Genomic DNA, 22,748 nt, shown 5'->3' with positions numbered 1-22,748 from the left:
TCTTTAAACTGGAAGGGCTTTGGGGATCAAAACCTCTGTTTATTCTCATTTGCGGACCCAGACGACCTTATCTGCTCTGCGTTTTATCTAAAAACGGCCATTAGGGAGAAATAACTGCACTGGAGTCCGTTTCCTACTGTAACAGGCTAAAAACCCCAAATAGGTGCAACCCGGTCCGTTCGTGCTCAGAGCCAGGAATACACTTTCCAGACGCACACACGTCTTATCAACTCTTTGATGTAATCGTTTACGTAATCGTTTACTTAATCCTGACTTTTCCATTATAAACAGATCATTCAATAAAGTCTATTAGAAATCTTAAGGGAATTGAGAGTATTTAATTCACACTCACCTTCCCATCTCCCCGGCAAGCCTCACCAGACGCCGGATGCCCTCCCGCAGCACACCTTCACTGGCAAAGGAATAGCTGAGCCGTAGCCAGGATTTCATTTCACCGAGCGGATCGCAAATTTCTCCCGGTATGAAGGAGATCGACTGTTCCATGCTGCGGTCAAATAATGCTGCCACAGAGATGGATTCCGGCAGCTTCACCCACAGGTTCAGCCCGCCCTCCGGCGCTGTCCATTCCCAACCGGCAGAAGCCAGCTCCTCCTCCACAATTTCCTTATGCACCTGGAGCGCAATGCGCAGCTTGCCGAGATGCCGCTGCAGCCGCGGCGAGGTGTAATAATGCAGGAAAATCTTCTGGTTAAGCAGCGGCGTCCCGTTATCTGCCAGTGATTTGGCGGTAATCAGCCGTTCCATAAACGGATAACGGCAGGCGACCGCACAGATACGCAACCCCGGAGCGACATACTTGCTGAAGCTGCTGATATAAATGACCCAGCCCTCCGTATCATAGGCAAAAAACGGCGGCGGCGGCTTCTCCCCGAAATACATATCGCGGAAGGGATCATCCTCCACCAGCAGGCAGCGGTACCGCTCGGCCAGTTCAACCATCAGCTTACGCTGCCGCGCCGGGACAGTATATCCGGTCGGATTATGGTGGGTCGGATTCATGTAGAACATCCGCGGCCTGTGCCGGCGCATCAGCTCCTCCACCGCCTCCAGATCATAGCCCTGCGGTGTAATCTCCACTGGTATAAGCCGCGCACCGGCCCGGCGAAAAATATCCATAGCTGTGCTGTACGTCGGGCGCTCCACCAGCACATTGTCCATCGGCCCAAGCACAATACCGGCGATCAGATTGATCGCCTGCTGCGCACCCGAGGTGATCAGCAGCTCCTGCGTCGACAGCTGCAGCCGGTGCTGATCGTGGAAATGGCGGCTCAGCGTTCCGCGCAGCTCCTCATCGCCCTGAACAGAGGAATAGGTTCCCATGACCTTCGGATAAAGGTCAAACACTTTTTTCACATAATCGGACAGGAACAGGTTCGGCAGCAGATTCGGATCAATAAGCGCCTGCGAAAATTGGTATTGGACCGGCATCCGCTGGATATCGGATAAGGGATTCGTCAGTGAATAAGTGGATACCGCTGCCCCTTCGCTTGAACCATTGCCTAGTGCCCTGTCGCCCGGAGATACATAATAACCGGATTTGTCTTTCACATAGACCTTGCCGTCCTCAGTCAGCACCCGGTAGGCCTTGAATACCGTCAGCCGGTGCACCTTCAGCTCTTCCGCCAGCAGACGGATCGAGGGCAGCTTATCATGTGCCTTCCATTCCCCACGTTCCATCCGGTTTAGCATGAAATTGCACACCTGGCGGAACAAGGGATGACTTTGGTCCGCTCCCGTAGCTTTTTTCAACGTAATCCGCCCTCCCTGTGATAACCGCATATTGCAGCTCTTCTGCAAAACCTCTTTCCCGTATTGTACCTCATTATTACTCTCATCTGTTCTGCTGTCTGCAATCTGTTCTGTCCCCACCCCTATATGATTAACAAAATGATTCTACTGGACTGCCATATTAACTTTACAAAGGGGAACTGGATATGATTCTGTTGGCTTACTCTCTTGTCTGTCTGATCTTCGGCACTACCTTTTTAGCGATTAAAATTGGTGTGGATGCCGGAGCGCCGCCTTTTTTCTCAGCAGGAATCCGTTTCTTTATGGCAGGAGCAATATTGTTCCTCTGGATGGTCTGGAAAGGCAAAGCAAGCTTCTCCCTGCTGCTGCGTAAAGAGATGCTGTTCACCGGCGCCACGCTGACCTTCGGAACCTTCGCCGGGCTGTACTGGGCAGAGCAATATGTATCCTCCGGGCTTGCCGCCGTGCTGTCAGCTACCGGACCGATGATGATTCTGCTGCTGCAGACCGCTTTATTCCGTCAAAAAGCTCCGTCGTATTCGATCTACGGCTGTATCATCGGCTTCACCGGCGTTCTGCTGCTGGTTCTGCCCAGTCTGGCGATTGAGGTCTCCCCCTTGTGGCTCATCGGCTGCGCTGCCGTGCTGATTGGGGAATGCTGCTATGCGGCGGGGGCCATTTACTCCAAAAAAGTAACCACAACCTTCTCCGGGGTCTCACCCGTCGCGCTGAATGCAGCACAAATGATATATGGCGGAGCGCTCCTGTTCATCCTGTCGCTCTTCACCGAGAATGTGCATCCCGGGTTTCTGCTCTCATTCAAAACCGCCGGCTCGCTGCTCTACCTGACCGTTATCGGCTCCATGGTTGGACACACCTTGTTCTACTGGCTCGTCGCCAAGACGAATCCCGTCTTTCCGTCGACTTGGCTGTATATTTCGCCGCCGATCGCCGTTGGTGTGGGTCTTGTATTCTACGGGGAAGCTGTAAGCTGGTTAACCGTCCTCGGGGTATTCACCATCATTGCCGGAACCGTGCTTGTGAATGCGGGAGCGCTGAAGCAGCTGATCTTTAAACAAAAACCCCCTGCCCCGATTCTTCAAAAAGGAAGCATTGAGGCTCTTCCACAGGAATAAATATTGTATATTTCCTAAACAACAGAGCAGCCTGGACCCTGAAAAAATGGGCTCCAGGCTGTTTTATTGTTGTCTTTCCCTATTTTTCTACGCAGCTCAGTTCATTACTGTTCCTCATGGCTGAAATGAAAATTCAAAAAAAATATTATATATGACATACTATATGTTGCATAATTGATTATTATTGCGTATTATATAACCAAGTTAGGGGATTTTTTTACCATTAGGACGTCTAATTGAAAGGGGGATCTTGCTTAACAGAACTCCTTTTCTATAGAGGAGCACCTGATTGTATCCGGAAAGTGGAGGAAACCTGTGATTGAACTGACATCCCGTCAAATGCAAATCATTGACATTGTAAAAAAAAGAGCGCCGATTACCGGCGACCAAATTGCGGAAACCCTGAATCTCAGCCGGCCTACCATCCGCAACGACCTGTCCATCCTGGTCATGCTGGAATACATTGATGCCAAGCCAAAGGTCGGATATTTCCCCGGCAAGAAAGCGGCTCAGCGTCAAGGCAGCAGCTCTCTGCTGCAGGAAACCAGAGTCAGGGATATCCAGAGCATCCCGATTATTATCCGCGAGACGACAACCATTCAGGATGCCGTGGTTACGCTGTTCCTGCAGGATGTCGGCACGCTTATTATTTGCGATGGCGACGGCAAACTGGCCGGTGTCGCCTCACGCAAAGATTTCCTGAAGGTAACGCTCGGCAATCCCGGCGCAGTATCCATGCCGGTGAGTATGGTAATGACCCGCCAGCCCAAGGTAGTAACCGTTTCTCCCGATGACCCGGTGCTTGAGGCCGCGCATAAAATGATTGTTCACGAGGTAGACAGTCTGCCGGTGGTTGTGCCCAGCGGCACGGAGGAAACCGGCCCCAAGCTTGACGTGGTAGGGCGCCTGACCAAAACCTCCATCGTAAAGCTTCTCCTCGATCTAGAAGCCAAAGGATAACGGAGGAATCGAAACGCATGGAGCAATCTTCACACTTCATTACAATCTGCTCAGATTCGATAGGAGATACAGCGGAGGCGGTTGTGCAGGCTGTCATTCACCAATTTCAGAATCAGCGGGTTACCATCAGAAGATACGGCAATGTAAGACATGAGGACGAACTGCGGAAGCTGATGGAGGAAACGGCGCAGCTGCAAGGTTTTGTCGCCTATACACTGGTCCAGCCGGAGCTCCGGGAGATGATCCGTGAAGAGGCTGTCCGGCTCGACCTGAGGATTGTCGATATTATGGGCCCGATGATGCAGGCCTTCATCGACACTTTCGACGATGCGCCTCAAGCCCGGCCGGGGCTGCTGCATCAGCTCGACGAGGATTATTTCCAGCGGATCGAAGCGATCGAATTCACGGTTGCCAGTGATGACGGGCGCGATCTTGGCGCGATGCTTAAGGCCGATATTGTGCTGCTCGGCATGTCCCGCACCTCAAAGACTCCGCTCAGCATTTTTCTGGCCCACCGGGGCAAGAAGGTCGTCAATTACCCTGTGGTCCCCGAGATCGGCCCGCCGCAGCAGCTGATGAGTCTGCCGCCGAACCGGATCATCGGCCTTACGATGAAGCCGGAAACTATGCTGAAGATCCGTTCGGAACGCCTTAAGGTACTGGGGTTGCCGGCAGGCTCCCAATATGCCAGTCTTGAACGTATTACAGAAGAGACGGAGTATGCCGCAGGGCTTTTTGCCAAGCTGGGCTGCCCTGTCATAGATATTACGAACAAAGCCATTGAGGAGACAGCGGGAATTATTATGGGATATATCTCCGATTCTCCGGAAACACCGGAAACATCCACACTAAAAATGTAATGGAGGGAAAGCATATGGAACGCGAATTAGCACTGGAGATTGTACGGGTAACTGAATTGGGCGCTTTATCCTCGGCCCGCTGGATTGGCCGGGGTGATAAACATGCGGCAGATGATGCTGCTACAACCGCTATCCGTTCCATGTTCGATTCCGTCTCCATTGACGGGACTGTCGTCATTGGCGAAGGCGAGATGGATGAAGCACCTATGCTCTACATCGGAGAACGGGTCGGGAACAAAAGCGGCCCTTCCGTTGACGTGGCTGTTGATCCGCTGGAAGGCACCGAGGTGGTAGCCTGCGGACTGCACAATGCCCAGTCGGTGATTGCCATTGCCGACCGGGGCAGCCTGCTGCATGCTCCCGACATTTATATGGAGAAGCTCGCCTGCGGCCCCGAGCTGGCCGGCAGGCTCAGCCTCGCAGATCCTGCCGGGGTTACGCTGCGCAAGGCCAGCATGATCACCGGCAAATCGCTCTCCGAGCTGACGGTGATGGTGCTTGACCGCAAGCGGCATGAAGAGCTGATCCGCAGCCTGCGCGAAGCGGGCGTACGGATCAAGCTGATCGGCCACGGCGATGTGGCCGGGGCTATCGCCGCCGCGCTGCCGGACAGCGATGTGGATCTGTACATGGGCTCCGGCGGAGCGCCCGAAGGCGTGCTTGCTGCCGCCGCGCTGAAATGCCTTGGCGGAGAGCTCCAGGGAAGACTGCTGCCGGAGGGCCCTTTTGAGATGCAGCGCTGCCTGCATATGGGTATCGACAATCCGACACGCATTCTGTCCATGGAGGATATGGTCGGGACGGGCGATGTTATCTTTGCCGCCACCGGGGTCACCTCCGGTGAATTCCTGAACGGAGTCCGCTTCATCGGCAAGGAACGCGCTGAGACGCATTCTGTCATCATGCGGTCACAGAGCCGGACGATCCGTTATATCCGCAGCATCCACTTCCTGCCCGGCAAGGAGATTCCGCAGGGCTACTCGGCCAGACCGAATGCGGCTTTTATGTAAAGAGCCTAACCTGTAGCGCAGAGGATATTCCATCATAACATCAAAACAAGGTTTCCCCGGGGCCCGAAAAGGACCTTGGGGAAACCTTGTTTTCACTTATAGTGACGGAGTTAAACAGGAAACTTTCGATTTAATGCATCCGGCTGTGGTCTCTCAGCAGTTCATCGCTGGAATCGAGCTTCACCTTGCCTGTTTTGTCCACCCGTGCTTCCTCGCGTTTCACTGTATCCTTAACCTGTTCAGTGCCCTGGACTTCACGTTTATGAATGTCCACTTCACCGGTGACTACTGTGTTCCTGCGAACCTCCACTTGCTCTTCACTTACAGGAATGCGGATCGTCTCATCTTTTCCGATGGGGGTATCCGTAGAGTCATTATTGACAGATCTTCGCTCAATTACAATCTCCTCATGGGTAACCGGTACATTGATCGTTTTCTGCTCTTCAATAATTTCCTTGCGCACCTGGACTTCACCAGTCTGCACCTTGTTCTTGGACACATCCAGCTGTTCCTCACGCAGGCGCAGCTTGCGGGCTTCGTCCTCATCCGTGAATGGATCTGATCCGGTTCGATCCAAATTCGCTATGCCGTCCGGAGTTCCGGAATATACATCCCCTGTCATTCCCGGCCGGTTCACATCATCCAGCGCCCGTGTTTCAGGAAGATCATGAACAGGAGCAGAATTCATTGTATCCAGCCCCGTATCCTGACGTCCCTCCAGCCCTGATCCGTTAAATGCAGCATCCACCGTGTCTGTTACTGAATTGCGGGCTGTCCCCGTAACATCTCCAGCTGCCATATTATCATCCATATAACGGTCGGCATTGGCTGAATTGTGGCTGCGGAACACAGAATATGCTTCTTCGGCCCGTGTATTATCCGCATCCACCATAACCAGAATACGACCTTCATCTACATAATTATCATAACTTTCCGCTTCATCCTCAGGAATGCCGAGACCAATCAGTCCACCAACCAGTCCGCCGGTTCCTGCACCAACAGCAGCTCCTGCCAATGTCGCGGCAATCGGTCCTGCGGCGAGTATCGGTCCGATTCCCGGTATGGCCAGCGCACCGATTCCTGCAAGAAGCCCGGTGACACCGCCCAGCAAACCGCCGGTAGCCGCACCGGATGCCATACCCTCTGGCGCCTTGGTGCCCATCTCATTGTTAATCGCGTCAACATCATCTTTGTTTCTGGCAATCACGGAGATATCCTCTGTCAGAAACCCTTGGTTCTTCAAGTCTTCAATGGCCCGTGAAGCTTCATGCTCGGTATAAAATACACCTACTATTTTCTTATTCATAACGATTTCCTCCTGATAGTTAAAGTATGATGTTGCATAATCATTCTTTCATAGCTCTTAATTAACCAATCGATCCTGCGCTAAACTGCTTTACTTTAAATTTAAAGGAGAGTCCTCAATTATATTTCTCAAACAGGAAATACTCTGGGAAATAAGGGAAATGACACTTTTTGTTCAAACATCTGCTTGGAAAGTTAACTAATCTAACACTAATCTCCCGGATTTATCCTATATATGTAGCCTTTTAGAACAATGCTCTCAACCTCATTACAGAGTTTGCAAAAGAGACTATACTCCTCCTAAAGATACGTCCACTATTCCCACAAGATCGAGGAGGCTTAACCATGAATATGCGTTTAAAGGTGTTAAAAAAACATCTGCTCTTCTGCTGCAGCGAGCACTGCAACAATCAGGAGGTAGAGGATGTTATGCAGGCTTTCAAGGAACAGCTCGTAGAGCAAGGCATCCATAAAACGGTTAAAATCAACAAAACCAGCTGTCTCGGGCTATGCGGCAACGGACCGTTTGTTATCGTCTACCCTGACGGCATCTGGTACTACAATGTGACGACAGACGATGTTCCGCGCATCGTGGAAGAGCATCTGGTAAACGGCGAGCCTGTGGAAGAGCTGGTGATGCTGAAAATGGAGGCATAATCCAGCCTGCTCTGCGAGTCCCTCCCCTCCAAAAGGGGGATGGGACTTTTTGCGGTTTATCCGCCGTTTCGAATCTATTGTATAATGGGGGCATATCCCGGGCGTTGTCCAGGACCACCTCATACAGGAAAGAGGCTGAATCATGGCCATATTCAAATATAATTCACAGCGTCCGTTCCGGGGGAATTCCGATCTGCATCTTCATTATTGGGGACGGGAGCAGTGTGCCCCCGGTCATACCGTTGGACCCTGTGTACGCGATTTGTACAAAATCCATTTCATCCACGAAGGTACCGGCAAGGTGGCCGTCGGTGAAGAGACACATACACTTCAGGCGGGTCAGGCCTTTCTGACCTATCCGCATATCGTGACTTCTTACAGGGCTGACCTGAATACGCCTTGGAATTATTCATGGATTGCTTTTACCGGAGAAGAAATTGAATACTTGCTGTCCAAAACCTCGCTGTCGCCGGAGTATCCCGTCTTTCCGATGGATGAACTGCTTATGCCCTCATTGTATGATCGGCTGACAGAGGCAGCGGACCGCAGTGATTGCTTGAATCTGCCGCTCAAAGCGATGATGTATGAGTTCTTCTCCCTCCTGCTGAGCAAGGTACCAGCGGCCAAGGATGTATTCCCGATTCCGCGCCAAAAAAGCATTTACGTCGAGCAATGCCTCCACTTCCTGCATGCCCATTACTGTGAAAATGTCACAATGGAGATGATGTCATCTTCCCTTAGGCTGGACCGCAAATACGTATCCGCATTATTTAAACGGACCATCGGCCTTCCGCCACAGCAGTATCTGCTAAATTACCGGATCGCCAAGGCCTGCGAGCTGCTGACGGAGACCGATTGTACCATCGGTGAGATCTCGCGTTCCGTCGGTTATCAGGACCCGCTGCTCTTCTCCCGCATGTTTAAGAAGGTCAAGGGATGTTCCCCCAAAGGATACCGCCTCCAGCATGCCGATAATGACATTGTTCTATAAACATCTTCCTTGCTGACATACGTTTGTCGCCGTGCATTCGCTACAATAGGAACATACCCGGCAATATAGTAAACGCTTCCGAAGCGAGTTTTATTGCGAAGGATGTATGAAAGTAATGCTCCATAAAACTTTTAGGAGGAAAACAAATTGTACAACGCGAATCCTGAACGCTACGACCAGATGAAATATAACCGCACCGGCCGAAGCGGCCTGCTCCTGCCTGCCATTTCACTCGGGCTGTGGCATAACTTTGGCGGCAATGACGTCTTTGAGAACGGCCGCGCAATGGTCCGGCGGGCCTTCGATCTGGGAATTACCCATTTTGACCTCGCCAACAACTATGGTCCGCCTGCAGGCTCTGCCGAGGAGAGTTTTGGCCAGATTCTTAAGAAGGACTTCACTACTTACCGGGATGAGCTGATCATCTCCAGCAAAGCCGGATATTATATGTGGCCCGGCCCTTATGGCGAATGGGGCTCGAAGAAAAATCTCGTCGCAAGTCTTGATCAGAGTCTGAAGCGGATGGGCCTTGATTATGTCGATATTTACTATCATCACCGTCCGGACCCGAACACGCCGCTGGAGGAAACCATGAGTGCGCTGGATCTCTTGGTGCGCCAAGGCAAAGCGTTGTATGTCGGCATTTCCAACTACAGTGCCGAGCAGGCGCGCGAGGCCGCTCAAATCCTCCGCCGTCTGGGCACACCTTGCCTGATTCACCAGCCCAACTACTCCATGATGTCCCGCTGGATCGAAGACGGCCTGCAGGATGTGCTTGCCGAAGAAGGCATCGGCACCATCGCCTTCTCACCGCTGCAAAAAGGCATCCTGACCGACCGTTATCTAAACGGAATTACTCCGGATTCCCGCGCAGCCGGCCCCAGTGTATTCCTCTCGGAGAAGGAAATTACCGAAGAGGTCATCGGCAAGGTACGCAAGCTGAATGAGCTGGCAGCCGCACGCGGCCAGAAGATGTCGCAGCTCGCCTTGTCGTGGGTGCTTCGCGGCGGCAAAGTCACCTCGGCACTGATTGGCGCAAGCAAGGTAAGCCAGATCGAAGATGCCGTGGCATCCTTGAACGCCCCTGAGCTCAGCGCGGAAGAATTAGAGCAGATCGAAACGATCCTGCGGGGATAACCCTGCACATCACAATAAAGACGGCAATCGCGTCCATACAGCCGGCAGGCTAAGGCGGCGCGCGATTGCCGTCTTTTGGCATAGGAATGGTATAATGGACACAAAAACAGCACAGAAGGGGTTGCAGAATGAAGAAAAACCGTTTGGGCCAATCCGATTTATATGTAAGTGCCATGGGCCTTGGCTGCATGTCTCTGGGGACCGATGAGACTCATGCTGCGGCGATCATTCACGAAGCGCTGGAGCTGGGCATTAATTTCCTCGATACTGCGGATCTATATGATGAGGGACGGAATGAAGAAATCATCGGCAACGCGGTGCGCCATCGGCGTGCGGACATCATCCTGGCTACGAAGGTCGGCAACCGCAGAATCCCCGGCAAAGAAGGCTGGAGCTGGGACCCTTCCAAGGCCTATATTAAATCAGCAGTAAAAGAGAGCCTCCGCCGGCTGCAGACAGATTATATCGATCTCTATCAGCTGCACGGAGGAACGATCCAGGACCCCATCGACGAGACGATTGAGGCTTTTGAAGAATTGAAGCAGGAAGGCCTCATCCGTTATTACGGGATCTCCTCGATCCGCCCCAATGTGATCCGGGAATACGTGAAGCGCTCCGCTATTATTAGTGTGATGAGCCAATACAGCATCCTGGACAGACGGCCCGAGGAAGAGATCCTGCCTTTACTGGCGGAGCATGGAATCAGCCTGATCGCCCGGGGGCCGCTGGCCGGAGGTATATTGACCGAGCAAGGGCGCAGCCGGACAGGCAAGGCGTACCTTGATTATGAAACCGGAGAACTGCCTGGGCTGCAGGAGCATTTGCAGCAATCCACCGGTTCCCGTACCCTGACGCAAACAGCACTTCACTACCCGCTGGCGCATCCCGCTGTGGCCGCGATCATCCCCGGCGCGAGCAGTCTTGCGCAGCTGCAGCTGAATATTGCAGCCGCCGCGGCCTCCCCGCTCTCTCCGCAGGAGCTTGAGGCCGTCCGTCGCGTAAGCAAACCAAACCGCTACACAGTACACCTTTAATTCAATACACAAAGAAGAGGTTATCCCTAGACTGTTGCCGCAGCCGGGATAGCCTCTTTTTCATCGAACTCTGCTGCATTGAGCCAACGCCTGTAATGCCCTCTACGTCAGCCAAAAAACTGTGTAATATACAGCATTGCGAGCAATCCGAAGATAAACGAATAGGTGGAGGGCCGCTCATAGCCATGACTATGACTCTCGGGAATCAGCTCCTTATAGACGATGAAGAGCATGGCTCCGGCAGCAAAAGCCAGTCCGTAACCTACGGCATTATTATGCAAATAGCTGGCCGTGCAATAGCCGATGACTGCCGACACCATCTCCATAAGACCGGTTAAACCGGCCATGAACAGCGCTTTTCGCCGGGTTGCCTGCGAATTCATCAGGAAGATAGCCAGAATCAGTCCCTCCGGCATATTTTGCGCACCAATGGCAATTGCCACCATAGGACCCAGGCTGGCCTGCTCGCTGGCATAGCTGAAACCTGTGCTGAGACCCTCGGGAATGTTGTGGATGAACAATGCGATCAAAACAAGCAGCGCCTTGGAATCCATGTTGGTGAATCCGGGCTTGTTCTCCACGTCGATATGCGGGATGTTGTTCTCGATCAGATCGAGCAGCAGCACACCGGTAATCAGTCCCAGCGTCAGAGCGATGATCCCCGACTCTCTCATCGCTTGCGGCATTAGGCCAAAGGTAGACGCGGAAACCATAATTCCGGCGGTGAAGGCGACCAGCACATCCTTCCACAGCTCGGAAAGTTTTTTCACAAACAGGATGGGAACCACTCCAAGAACAGTGGCCATCGCCGATAAAAAGCTGCCAAGCAGCGCAGTCGCCAAGTCTTCAACCCCTTTTATGGACAGGACCCTTTAGACAAGCTTATGCTTGCGGCAGCTTTCATTATGTCTGCTTGTTGATTTTTCTCTAGGGTGATGGGATCAGCGGTAAGGTCATCAGGTCTTCGTCCAGATAACTGCCGTTCAGCTTCACCGCATTCCGCTCCGTCCCGTAGCAGGTAAATCCCAGCGATTGATACAGCCGGATGGCCGGAAGGTTATCTGAGAATACTGCCAAATTAAGGATTTCAAGTCCTGGAGACTGCTTGGCCCTCACAATCAGCTCCGTCATCAGCAAATGTCCCAGCTTCTGCTTCCGTGCCGAGGGATTTACATACATGGCGTATACATTGCCTTTATGGCTGATCTTGTATCTGCTCTCACGGACTAAAGTGACCACGCCAACCAGCTCCTCCCGCCCGTTAAAGCCGCCGAGTGTGAATTTGCCGTCCCCCGCCTGGAGCCTGGCCCGGGTTATCTCTATCGGCATTCCCAACTCCGCTTCATAGGAGCTGAGGAAAGCCTCAGGGTGGTTCAACAAGGACTGCAGCCGAATCTCGCGGTATATTTCCGCATCAGCGGAATTAAGAACTCTTATGTACATAGGGGTTATCCCTCCTGCGCCTGAAATGGAAGATTTATTCCAGATTATAGGCCATTGTTTTGAATTAGGAGATTATAATTTTAATATTTTAAATACAAAAACCTACATCAACCCTTCGCTTTTGCGCAATTTCATCGTTCATTAAGCCTATTTTTTTACAAAAAACTACTTTTATCTACAATAAAAAGCTAATATCACTTAGGTAGACCTATTTTTCTCAAAGGAGGGTTAGTCTCCTTAGTATTCACCTTTACAAAAGTACTATTAAACGAAAGCTGGTGTCGTATTGAGAAGGAAGAACAAGGTACGCAGAAATACTCTTATTGTACTATTATGTATTTGTTTGAATCTAATGTCCTTTGGTCAAGCTTTTGCCGCATCCGGTGCTTCCGGGACTTCCGTTGCAGCAAAGGACATATCCGGCCACTGGTCAGAGAATGTCTTAAAAGCATGGCAGCAGCAAGGGTTACTTTCAGGCTATCAAGATGGAACCCTGCAGCCTGACCACAAGATTACCCGCGCGGAATTTGCAGCATTGATTAACAAATCTTTCGGTTATACAAACACAGCGGAAATCGCTTATAAAGATGTTAAAGCAACTAATTGGTTCTACGCGGACATTGCAAAAGCAACTGCCGCAGGATACATAAAAGGATACACCGATCAGACGTTTAGACCTAACCAGCCGCTTACCCGTGAAGAAATGGCTGCCATTGTGAGCTCTATTCTTAAGCTGAGCGCCACCGATTCACCTGCTGCATTTTCGGATACAGCTGTAGGCCACCAGTGGAGCAAGCTCCAGATTAATGCCATTGCCCAAGCTGGCCTTATGAGTGGAAATGATCAAAAATTCAGACCGCTCGACACAGCCACCAGAGCAGAAGCAGTCAGTGTGCTTGACCGGGCATTGAAGTTTGAAGCTTCCAAATCCTCTGAGAAGGTCGTTTATGACAAAGCCGGTAGCTATGGCCCGGAGACAGGTCTTACTACAGTAAAGGGTTCGGTATATATCGAAGCGCCCGGAGTTGTACTGAACAACACGCTTATCACAGGTGATCTTGTGATTGGTGAAGGCGTTGGCAAAGGTGATGTGACGCTAAAGAATGTCACTGTCAAAGGCACCACTACCATTGCCGGAGGCGGTAAAAACAGTATCCACGTAGTGGATTCAGTCCTGGTAACCGTCATTGTCAATAAAAAAGACGGAAGTATCCGAATCGTTACTGAAGGTGCCAGCTCGGTTGAACAGATCACGCTGCAATCCGGTGCGCTACTGGAAGAAGGCAGCGGCACAGGCAGCGGCTTCGGCAATGTCGATCTCTCCGCAGCAATTCCGGCAAATGCACAGGTATCCTTAGCCGGATCCTTCGAGACGGTGGATGTTATGGCAACCTCCATTCAAGTAAACCTGAATTCCGGTTCGATCGGCCAGCTTCAAGTGGCTCCCGGCGCCGGAAATACGGGAATTGACATTACAGGTGGAGCCCGCATCAATGCTCTAATTCTAAATGCCATTGCCAGAGTAACCGGAACAGGCTCCATTGGCACTGCCTCAATCAATGCCAACGGTTCAACTCTTGCCCAGAATCCTGAGCATGTAAACTACGGCAATAATGCAACAGCTGTCATCGGCACTCCGGTTGTTTCGGGAGGCGGATCATCCGGTGGTTCATCTGGTGACTCATCCGGCGGTTCAAACGGCAGCAATCCAGGCACTGTGACAGAGACAGTGTATGGCTTTGAAGGCGTAATTACGGATGTAGACGATCAGCCCGTAGCAGATATGACAATCCATTTCCGTAGAGGCCTCGGAGCAACTACAGGCGAAATCGCAGCAACTGTGGTTACGGATGCGGCAGGTAAATATTTTGCCAATCTGGCCCCTGGCGTTTACACTGGTGAATTATCAAAATCCGGATTTATTACTACTCACGTTGTTGGTGTTTCCCTGAGTACTCATAAAAACATTAACCAGAATGCCACAGCAATCAAAGTCCCTGCCGAAGCCGAGATCCGAATTGTTCTCACCTGGGACTTGCTTCCGCTGGATGAAGATTCACATCTGATTGGCGCTGCACCCAATAATAGGTCATTCCATACCTGGTACAGCGATAGAGTATATAGTTATAATAATGAAACTTATGCCGATCTGGACCATGATGATGTAGATTCTTACGGCCCGGAGACGACTACAATTCGTAAACGTGTGGATGGAAAATACACCTTCTTCGTTCACAACTTCAGCGGAAACGGCACAGCCCAAGCGAACACTTTAACCGCTTCCGGTGCCAAAGTAGAGATTTACAACGGCCACAATGCTACGCCTGTTAAAACGTACCACATTCCTGTTACAGACACCAAGATGCTATACTGGTACGTTTTTGATATGAACGTATCCGGCAGCGAATTGACCTTTGTGGACAAGAACATGCTGACAGACACGGCTCCAAAGTCTGATCTTGATCAAGACAATGGTCAGGACACTGAGAGTCCTACTGTTAATACAAACTTCCTGAGTGTAGAAAATCATGCCGGTGCCAATGACGTTGTAAATGTGAGAAGCCTTGCACCCGGAGATGTGGTTTCTGTCTACGCAGACGAGATTGACCACAGCCAGTTATTGCAAACTGCAACAGTGCCCGCAGGCTCAACCAGCGTTAAGCTGACCGGTCTTGATTTCGGTGCAGACAGCACCACTGTCTATATTTCCTTAAAGAAACCGAACCATTCGGAGAGCCATGCTGTACCTATATCTGTCTACTCAGAAGCTCAATATGCCGAACTGGAAACAACGATTGACGGTGCATTTAAGAATCAGGTATTGCCTGGCACACTGTCTGTGGGAGATGTGGTTTATCTGCCTGATCCACAGCAGCCGCTGCCAAGGGATCTCCGTGTAACTGTGTTGAATTATGATGGCCCATCCACAGTGACTGATGATGTATACATCCTAAGAGACTACATGGTATGGTACATGAATTACAACGGCACCGCAAATCCTGTCGACTATAGCATCAAGCTGGAATTAAAACGCGACTTTTCCGCAGTTATCAAAGAAATTATTATTACGGTCCCTAGTGTATTCACCGCGCTGCCTGATTCTGTTGCACTAGCCGATAAAATGCTGCTGGATGGTTCAACTCATCCCGGCCTTGCTGAAGCTGTAACTGCCGCCAAAGCCGTTATAAACAACACCGATGCAACAGCGGCAGATTGGCTCGAAGCCATAAAAGCTCTTCATGAAATTTTTAATCAGATTGCAAGAGAAAACGAATAGTTCATTAAGCAGATTCAAGTATAATTACAACTTAACACCAAACAGCCAGGCTTCCCGGAGCCTGGCTGTTTGGTGTAGCTATAGCTACTGCGGTTTGTTATAGCTACTGCGTATTGCTATAGTTTCTGCGTTTGTTATAGCTTCTGCGTTTTGTTATAGCTTCTGCGTTTTGTTGTAGCTTCTGCGTATTGCTATACTTGAGAACTGTACTTGAGAGCTGTATTTGAAGGCTGCGCTCAAGAAGACTGTGGCTATACTCATAAGGATAGTTGTACTCTGTGCAGCTAAAATGCACAAATCACACACCCTCTGGGAGTTAGATGTATTTCGTACACTTAAAATTCGCAATCCGAGCCAACTACGCTAGATCGGGCAAATATAAGTGTACGGAGTGCAACTATCTGTAATTTGTCTTCAAAACCCCTGAATTTAGTTGTACGAAGTACACTTAGCCGACTTAAACTGTTAATGTTTCTGCACTCACCCCAATTTATATCTCTTAGGCCCCGATACTACTGCTATTAACTTACTATGCCGCTTTTACTCCGCACTAATTGTCTAATCGGCCTACTAACCAACTCACCTGCGGATGCTTTAATCCTCCGACGCTGCTTCCTCGCTCCTACTCAATTCCTTCGTCCCTCAAGCACCCGCTACTCAAACAGACTCAAATACCGCCCCAGACCGTTTGCCTCCAGCTCCTCCTTGGGAATAAACCGCAGTGCGGCGGAGTTGATGCGGTAGTGCTGCTTCGTTGGCTCCGGGCCGTCGTGGAACAGATGTCCCAGATAGGCTCCGCTCAACCTGCTCCGCAGCGCCGTCCGTACTTGACCGCTGCTGTAGTCCGCTTCCCTGCGGATCAGCCCCTCCTCAATAGGTCTGGTAAAAGCTGGCCAGCCGGTGCCGGAATCGAATTTATCGGCTGAGCTGAACAGCGGATCGCTGCTCAGCACGTCAACATATAGCCCTTCACGAAAATGGTCCCAATATTCATTCTGGTACGGCGGCTCCGTACCCTTGTTCTGCGTGACTTCGTATTGCAGCCCGGTCAGCTGCTTATGCAGCCGCTCCCGGTCTTCGCGGTTGTTCCAGTACTGCTCAGCGAATTCGCCTCGGCCCGAGCCTTTCAGGTACATTTTATAATCCATCGGGTGGGTCTTATAGTAATCCTGATGCAAGGCCTCCGCCGGATAAAATGGAGCCGCAGGCAGAATCTCCGTCACAATCGGAGCTTTGAACCGCTTGCTTGCCTTCAGCACCTCCTTCGAAGCTTCCGCCTTCTCCCGTTGCTCTTCGCTGTGCACGAAGATCGCCGTCCGGTAAGAATAGCCCCGATCCATAAATTGCCCGCCTTTATCGGTAGGATCTATGAGCTGCCAATATATCTCCAGCAGACGCTCATACGGGAATAGCTCAGGCTCATAGGTAATCTGCACTGCCTCAATATGCCCTGTCGTCTCCGTTCCCACTTCCTCATAAGTTGGATTAACTGTATGCCCGCCGGTATAGCCTGACACCACAGAAACAATGCCCGGCAGCTCGTCGAACGGCTTGACCATACACCAGAAACAGCCGCCGGCGAAGGTGGCGAGTTGTTGTACAGCTTTATCTCCATTCATCCAGAACAACTCCCCCCGAATTTAGTCCAGGCAATTCATCATCCGTCCATGCCGGAATTCCATTATATATGAATATCCTGCTTCTCCAAAGAAATCAGGGCCACCGGCAAGCAAACGAGGATAACAATAACCGGAATGAGCACCGCTTGAATGTAATCTCCCGCACCCGAAAGCAGGATCTGCTCCGAGTCGGCTACATACATCCCGGAAAATTTCATGATTTGCGTCATCAGGGAATGATCCGATACCCATTTCAAGAATGCCGAAGACGAATCCTTGAGATAACCTGTAAGAAGAAAATTACCGAAGATAAAGAAAAAGGTTGCCACCACGGCGGAAGCCGCTTTACGGATCAGCACCCCCAGCATCATGATTACGGCGCAATAAGCCGCCAAATACAAGACATTCAATCCGAAAGCCCTGAACGCCTGAATGGAATCCTCTCTTAAGCTTTCCATCCCGATAGGAGATCCGGTAACGAGCGCCGCAGCCAGATATAAGATGGAGAAGAGTCCGAAAAATTGCAGCAGCCACCAAAAAATCGCCAGCAGCTCCAGCATATATTTACCCATATAATACCCCGGCCGGCTCTGCCCCGAAGCGATTATATTCTGCACCGAACCGTATTCAAAACCTTCTGTAGAGAAAAAGCAGGCATGCATCGGGATAACCAGATATAGAAACAGGGAGAATGAACCGGCGAGCTTTAAGGGCTGCATGGGACTGCTTAATTCATATCCGCCATGGTTCCCGATGATCACAACCAGCAGAATGGATCCCAGCACAAAAACAGCATTGATGCTTTTGAACGCCAGATCTTTTCGCAAATAATAAATTTCAGCCTGCAAAAAATTCCTCATTGACCTTTGCCTCCAATCAGATCCATATAATAGTGTTCCAGATTAGGCGCGGACAGGTTGAACCCTTCAACCGGAATTCCCTGCTGCAGGAGAACCGTCATCAGCTGCTCTAAATCTGCGACTGCCTTAGGAATTTCAATGGCCCCGGCAGTATTGATGGAGATGTCCTCAAGCTGCAGCTTCTCCTTCAAAAAAGCCATAGCAGCAGCCGGATGAGGTGTTGAAATTGTAATCATTGACTGTGCCGATTGCAGTAATTCTCCGGCAGAGACTTCTTTGATCAGCCTACCCTGATGTATGAACCCGTATTTAGTTGCCAGCAGCTGAAGCTCACCCAGAATGTGGCTGGAGATCAATATCGTTACCCCCTGCTCATGCGCCAGCAGCTCCAGAATCCTCCGCATTTCCACAATCCCTACAGGGTCCAGCCCGTTGATGGGCTCGTCCAGCACAAGGAACTTCGGATGGTTAAGCAGCGCAATGGCAAGTCCGAGACGCTGGCGCATGCCGAGGGAATATTGCGAGGTTTTTTTGCTTCCGGTATCCGTTAATGCTACAGTCTGCAAAACCTCCCTGATTCTTGCATTATCCTGAATGCCAAAGATCCGGCAATAAAAACCCAGGTTCTCCTCTGCGTTCATATGCGGATAAAGAGACGGCGTTTCAATCAGAAACCCAACCTGCCTCCTGGCATGGATGAGCTCCTGCTTTTCCCGCTGCCCGAACAGTGAAACTTCTCCGCTTGTCGGGTGTACAAGCCCGCCGATCACTTTCATCAGCGTACTTTTTCCGGCACCATTCTCCCCGACAAATCCGTAGATATCCCCCTCTTCAATGGTCATATTCAAATGCTGAAGCGCAAACGCGGAGCCATATTTTTTAGTCAGCCCTCTGGTTTCGAACACATGCGGTTTCAATCAGAACACTCCTTCATCTCGCAGATATGTCTACCCGGCAACCTTATCATGGGTAAGCGGTCCGGGTGCACAGTCTGCTATTTTTAGGCAGGTTATTGTCGTTTTTAAGGAGCATTTTCATAACATCTGGCCCGCTTTTCCCTGGAAATGTATAATAGAGCGATAAATACGGAACGGAGTGAAGGCATGATTCATATCGCCGTTTGTGACGACGATCTGCAGGCTGCAGGACAGATTGAGAACCTGATTTTAGATGCCCGGCACCAATGTTCGGAAGAGCTTGAGGTATCCCTCTATTACTCCGGGGAAAGTTTCGCCCAGGCTCTTCAGGCCGGAGAGCGCTTTGACCTTATTTTCATGGATATAGAAATGGGTGGAATGGATGGAATTACAGCAGGGCAAGTGCTGCGGGAAGATGACGGAAATGATCTTGTACAATTGATTTATATTTCCAGCCATGAGCAGTATCATCTGCAGCTGTTCGATGTGCGGCCGTCGGGTTTCATTAAGAAGCCGGTTGAACCGGAAGCATTCATACATAAGCTTATTCCCGCCTTGCAAAAGGCCATACGTACCCGCCAGCAGGGCAAAACCAACTTCCTGCCGGTACAGCAAAAAGGAAAGGAGCTGCTGATCCCTTTTCGGGACATCCTCTATTTGGAGAGCAGCATCAGACGGGTTTCCCTTATCACGAAGGACAGGGAGATCCAATATTACGGCATACTTAAGGATGAGGAGCGCAAGCTGCCCGGCGGTCATTTTGTGCGGATTCACCAATCTTATATTGTGAACTTTTTCTTTATTAAAGAAATCAGTGCGAAGAGGGTTACGCTAGTCAGCGGCAAGGAGCTGCCGGTCAGCGAGAAGCACAGCATATCCGTGAGGAAAGCCTACCTCAGCTTTAGGGGGACGCTCGTATGAATACCATGCTGCGGGAAGAGCTGCTGTATCTCATCACTTTTCCGCTGATTCCCGTAATCCTTCATTATTTCTTCAGCCGCAGCTTCACCTGCCGGATCAAGAGCAAACCTTACCTTGTCCTGATCTACGCTCTATATATGGCGTGTCATCTCGTGCTGCATCATATCCAGCTTCCGGACATGGTTCTGCTCACCGCAAATATTGTCTTGATCTTCTTGTTATCACTGCTCTACCGGGGGGATAACCTGTGGAGGGGGTATTGCGCCTTTTTTGTTATGGCTCTCATCTTTCTTGGCGAAGCCGTGATGCCGTTTGCGTATACGGATAGCGGATACATAGCAAACCTCTTTCTTTCCAAGCTGCTGGTATTGTCTCTCGTATACCTTTTGCTGCGAATCACCAAAGGGGAAGGACGCGGTAATTTGGCGGGATGGTACTGGAGTCTGCTGTTGGTCTGTCCTGTTCTGAGCGTTATTACTTTGGTCTCGCTGTCGGACAACTTCTTCTTCCAGGCGTATCCCAACCTGTTCCCCGTGGTACCTACCCTGCTGCTGGCAATCAACTGCCTGATTTTTGTGCTCAGCGACCATATCCTGTGCGTGCAGTCCGAGAGAAGCAAACGTCTGCTGCTGGAACAGCAGAACACCTACTATGTTAACCAATATCTGATGACCCGGGACAAGCAGGAGGAAGCCTTCAAATTTCAGCATGACTTCAAAAATATCCTGCTTGGCCTGCGCGCAGGGCTTGCCAAAGATGAGGAAACTCCCGTCCATGAACTGGACCGTCTGCTGGGCACGATTGGACAGCCTGCAGGGAGCTGCGATACCGGAAACCCGGTCATTGATGCGATGATCAGCTACAAGGAGCAGACCGCAGGCAGCTATGACACCCCCTTTCGCTTAGAGCTGAACATTCCGCCGCAGCTTGAGCTGGACACTACGGTGATCAGCGTCATTCTCGGCAATACGCTGGACAATGCAATTGAAGCCTGCCGGGAGACCTTTAATCAGGAGCGTTATGTCTTGATCCATATGCATTATCTGAATGACAGCTTGTTCATAAAAATTCAGAATCCGTATGCCCATGAAATCAGCACCAACCGTTATGGTGAAATCTCTTCGACCAAGGCCGATACACGGTCGCATGGCATCGGACTGCGAAACATCCGGAAAACTGTGGAGGAATGGGGCGGCCTGCTGGATATTTCCTATGACAGCGGCCTGTTTCAAGTGGAGGTCGTTCTGTTCCATATCACAAGAAAGCTTGCCTCTTCTGGTTGAAGCCGCGGCAGAGCCTTGCCTTAACCGGAGCCAGCGGATATATCGGGCAGCATTTACTGAAGCAGTTAACGGACGAATATCATGTAATAGCATATCCAAGACATGAGACTCTAAGAAAAACAGCCCGCAAGTGGAGTAGCGCTCCTGTGAGCTGTTCTCCATGTCTCCGGCGGAGAAGAGCTCCTCCTTCCCCATCCTGGTGAAGCTGGTCCGGCGTCTGCCGGTTATGGTGCTGCCGAAATGGAACGCGCACCCAGACCCATCCCATTGCCCTGTCAGACGTGCTGCTTGCTTTGAAGAGAAAGTATAGGCAACCCCGCATTAGACCGCCTTGCGATTGATGTAGGCGGCTCTGACAGCATGACCTGCAAAGAGATGATGCAGAGAACTGCTAAAGTGATGCATAAGCAACTCACCCCCATAAAAGCCGGAAATACTGCACCAAGAGGAAACGGATACCGTCCTCAAAAGGACGGTATCCGTTTCAGCGAGAAATAGAAGGATAATTTATAGCGTGAAACATATAAATTCTTATCCTTAAAAAAACCACCTCCGGGTGGCTTATTTGTCTTTATTGCTGTCCCAAATGTCCTTATGCGTCCAACCTGCATGCACTAGAAGGAGCAGTGTGAGGATCATAACAAGCTCTCTGAAACTATTGGAAGTACTCTCTATGTTGTATCCAAAAACAATATTCAACCGGCCCCACATCAGATTGAGGCAGAGCAGCGCGACGGTAGTGTAGGTCACCCATACGCTGCGGAGGTACAAATTATAACTCCGCTGCGGGCCGCGTCCGATGAAATATTTACTGTAACGGATCACATAGGCGGTGAATATGAAAAATGCAATGGCTTCCAGTGTGATTATAGTTAAATCAATAATTTCCATGAAGGTCATCTCCTCTCTTGCCTAAGCCGGAACGGTGCAGGTCAATAAGGCTTTCGATATCATTCGATTCATAGGCTTCCTGGATTCTGCCTAGTTTTTCAATCTCCCGTTTTACACGACTGGGTTTGAGTTCACTCTTTCTGAATATATCGAGGAGCTTCACTTGTCGACGACCTCCTCACCATTGGTTTTATCGGTGCTCCCTCTTTCTATTAGAAGTTTGACGAGTGTACGATTGTATTGGTTCAGCTGTTTCTCGTTCTCCTCATCGCGTTTCTGATAGTTCTGAATGATCTTTTCCTTACTGGCTAACTGCCTAACGCTCCAGATTAATGCAATAGAGAGAAGGACATTGAGCACGACTGAACCGCTGTTGTCGTTGAAAAGGCCAGTCAATGCGTTCAAATCCATCATCATCCCCCCGTTCGTTGTTAGTCTGAGATTCCTGTTGTTTCCGGGTCTAAGCATTATTTGCTCAACCTGTCCAACCTTTCGGCACAAGACATACCATGCTTCGAGCCGGAAGATCGTATATTGTAATCTATTCTTTTTCTATGATTTTGATTGGGTAAAATAGTATTTTGTTAGAATCGCTCGCCTTCCACCTGAACTATTAAGCATTCCTGCTGCATCCGGACAACAAAAAAACGGAACCTGTGAAGGTCCCGTTTCTTTGG

21 protein-coding genes are annotated in these 22,748 nt (G+C 50.5%); 11 read left to right on the top strand and 10 right to left on the bottom strand.

Translation table 11 applies throughout. The features are described from left to right. Positions 1-348: 348 nt before the first annotated feature. On the bottom strand, positions 349-1,770 hold the full coding sequence (locus AC3WT9_RS26585) for an aminotransferase-like domain-containing protein (RefSeq protein ID WP_341090190.1): 1,422 nt from the start codon (positions 1,768-1,770) through the stop codon (positions 349-351). A 185-nt stretch (positions 1,771-1,955) separates the two neighbouring features. Here AC3WT9_RS26585 and AC3WT9_RS26580 point away from each other — a divergent pair, with 185 nt between their 5' ends. The 4 genes from AC3WT9_RS26580 to glpX all read left to right on the top strand — a co-directional run bounded on the left by AC3WT9_RS26580 (position 1,956) and on the right by glpX (position 5,736). Beyond that, positions 1,956-2,906 carry a DMT family transporter gene (locus tag AC3WT9_RS26580; protein ID WP_341090189.1) on the top strand — a complete coding sequence of 317 codons (951 nt, stop codon included), beginning with the start codon at positions 1,956-1,958 and terminating at the stop codon, positions 2,904-2,906. Between the two features lie 339 nt (positions 2,907-3,245). After that, complete coding sequence (locus AC3WT9_RS26575) at positions 3,246-3,866, top strand: helix-turn-helix transcriptional regulator (protein WP_052092453.1); 621 nt, start codon at positions 3,246-3,248, stop codon at positions 3,864-3,866. A 17-nt stretch (positions 3,867-3,883) separates the two neighbouring features. After that, positions 3,884-4,726, top strand: a complete 843-nt coding sequence (locus AC3WT9_RS26570) for a pyruvate, water dikinase regulatory protein (RefSeq protein WP_492408169.1) — start codon at positions 3,884-3,886, stop codon at positions 4,724-4,726. A 14-nt stretch (positions 4,727-4,740) separates the two neighbouring features. After that, positions 4,741-5,736 (top strand): class II fructose-bisphosphatase, encoded by a 996-nt coding sequence (gene glpX, locus AC3WT9_RS26565; protein ID WP_038586750.1) that lies wholly within the window; start codon positions 4,741-4,743, stop codon positions 5,734-5,736. A gap of 130 nt (positions 5,737-5,866) precedes the next feature. Here the strand turns inward: glpX and AC3WT9_RS26560 are convergent, their stop codons facing one another. Then, positions 5,867-7,042 (bottom strand): YsnF/AvaK domain-containing protein, encoded by a 1,176-nt coding sequence (locus AC3WT9_RS26560; protein WP_342481191.1) that lies wholly within the window; start codon positions 7,040-7,042, stop codon positions 5,867-5,869. Positions 7,043-7,386: 344 nt separating this feature from the next. On the opposite strand from AC3WT9_RS26560, the gene AC3WT9_RS26555 reads away from it, so the two are divergent. The 4 genes from AC3WT9_RS26555 to AC3WT9_RS26540 all read left to right on the top strand — a co-directional run bounded on the left by AC3WT9_RS26555 (position 7,387) and on the right by AC3WT9_RS26540 (position 10,860). Then, entirely contained in the window at positions 7,387-7,698 is a 312-nt protein-coding gene (locus AC3WT9_RS26555; protein ID WP_076114424.1) for a (2Fe-2S) ferredoxin domain-containing protein, read from the top strand. 142 nt (positions 7,699-7,840) lie between these two features. Beyond that, a complete protein-coding gene (locus AC3WT9_RS26550; protein ID WP_341090182.1) occupies positions 7,841-8,689 on the top strand; it encodes an AraC family transcriptional regulator in 849 nt (282 codons plus the stop codon). Positions 8,690-8,869: 180 nt separating this feature from the next. After that, a complete protein-coding gene (locus tag AC3WT9_RS26545; RefSeq protein ID WP_341380326.1) occupies positions 8,870-9,826 on the top strand; it encodes an aldo/keto reductase in 957 nt (318 codons plus the stop codon). Between the two features lie 128 nt (positions 9,827-9,954). Continuing rightward, positions 9,955-10,860, top strand: coding sequence for an aldo/keto reductase (locus AC3WT9_RS26540; RefSeq protein WP_341377477.1), 906 nt, complete (start codon positions 9,955-9,957; stop codon positions 10,858-10,860). A 107-nt stretch (positions 10,861-10,967) separates the two neighbouring features. Here the strand turns inward: AC3WT9_RS26540 and AC3WT9_RS26535 are convergent, their stop codons facing one another. Beyond that, positions 10,968-11,702 (bottom strand): ZIP family metal transporter, encoded by a 735-nt coding sequence (locus AC3WT9_RS26535; RefSeq protein WP_341090179.1) that lies wholly within the window; start codon positions 11,700-11,702, stop codon positions 10,968-10,970. 85 nt (positions 11,703-11,787) lie between these two features. Then, on the bottom strand, positions 11,788-12,303 hold the full coding sequence (locus AC3WT9_RS26530) for a GNAT family N-acetyltransferase (protein WP_341090178.1): 516 nt from the start codon (positions 12,301-12,303) through the stop codon (positions 11,788-11,790). A 286-nt stretch (positions 12,304-12,589) separates the two neighbouring features. Here AC3WT9_RS26530 and AC3WT9_RS26525 point away from each other — a divergent pair, with 286 nt between their 5' ends. Next, positions 12,590-15,580: an S-layer homology domain-containing protein gene (locus AC3WT9_RS26525; RefSeq protein ID WP_492408165.1), complete on the top strand. Its 2,991-nt coding sequence runs from the start codon at positions 12,590-12,592 to the stop codon at positions 15,578-15,580. Positions 15,581-16,233: 653 nt separating this feature from the next. Here AC3WT9_RS26525 and msrA read toward each other — a convergent pair. The 3 genes from msrA to AC3WT9_RS26510 all read right to left on the bottom strand — a co-directional run bounded on the left by msrA (position 16,234) and on the right by AC3WT9_RS26510 (position 18,976). Further along, complete coding sequence (gene msrA, locus AC3WT9_RS26520) at positions 16,234-17,199, bottom strand: peptide-methionine (S)-S-oxide reductase MsrA (RefSeq protein ID WP_341377474.1); 966 nt, start codon at positions 17,197-17,199, stop codon at positions 16,234-16,236. A gap of 62 nt (positions 17,200-17,261) precedes the next feature. Continuing rightward, on the bottom strand, positions 17,262-18,059 hold the full coding sequence (locus AC3WT9_RS26515) for a hypothetical protein (RefSeq protein ID WP_341090174.1): 798 nt from the start codon (positions 18,057-18,059) through the stop codon (positions 17,262-17,264). After that, entirely contained in the window at positions 18,056-18,976 is a 921-nt protein-coding gene (locus AC3WT9_RS26510) for an ABC transporter ATP-binding protein (protein WP_492408162.1), read from the bottom strand. The genes AC3WT9_RS26515 and AC3WT9_RS26510 overlap by 4 nt, the downstream gene beginning before the upstream one ends. A gap of 186 nt (positions 18,977-19,162) precedes the next feature. Here AC3WT9_RS26510 and AC3WT9_RS26505 point away from each other — a divergent pair, with 186 nt between their 5' ends. Continuing rightward, on the top strand, positions 19,163-19,897 hold the full coding sequence (locus tag AC3WT9_RS26505; protein WP_492408160.1) for a LytR/AlgR family response regulator transcription factor: 735 nt from the start codon (positions 19,163-19,165) through the stop codon (positions 19,895-19,897). After that, on the top strand, positions 19,894-21,180 hold the full coding sequence (locus tag AC3WT9_RS26500) for an ATP-binding protein (protein WP_492408158.1): 1,287 nt from the start codon (positions 19,894-19,896) through the stop codon (positions 21,178-21,180). The genes AC3WT9_RS26505 and AC3WT9_RS26500 overlap by 4 nt, the downstream gene beginning before the upstream one ends. A gap of 561 nt (positions 21,181-21,741) precedes the next feature. Here AC3WT9_RS26500 and AC3WT9_RS26495 read toward each other — a convergent pair. The 3 genes from AC3WT9_RS26495 to AC3WT9_RS26485 are packed head-to-tail and all read right to left on the bottom strand — an operon-like array spanning position 21,742 to position 22,539. Continuing rightward, positions 21,742-22,071 (bottom strand): hypothetical protein, encoded by a 330-nt coding sequence (locus tag AC3WT9_RS26495; protein WP_492408156.1) that lies wholly within the window; start codon positions 22,069-22,071, stop codon positions 21,742-21,744. After that, the gene (locus tag AC3WT9_RS26490; protein ID WP_341090166.1) at positions 22,058-22,234 is read right to left on the bottom strand and encodes a hypothetical protein; all 177 of its coding nucleotides are present in this window, start codon (positions 22,232-22,234) and stop codon (positions 22,058-22,060) included. The genes AC3WT9_RS26495 and AC3WT9_RS26490 overlap by 14 nt, the downstream gene beginning before the upstream one ends. Beyond that, positions 22,231-22,539 carry a hypothetical protein gene (locus AC3WT9_RS26485; RefSeq protein ID WP_341377469.1) on the bottom strand — a complete coding sequence of 103 codons (309 nt, stop codon included), beginning with the start codon at positions 22,537-22,539 and terminating at the stop codon, positions 22,231-22,233. Before AC3WT9_RS26485 ends, AC3WT9_RS26490 begins: the two co-directional genes overlap by 4 nt. Between the last annotated feature and the right edge of the window lie 209 nt (positions 22,540-22,748).

Source organism: Paenibacillus sp. EB106-06-01-XG199 (genome assembly GCF_058791575.1).
The sequence above is the reverse complement of the archived record's forward strand: the minus strand, read 5'-3'. Positions and strand labels throughout refer to the sequence as shown.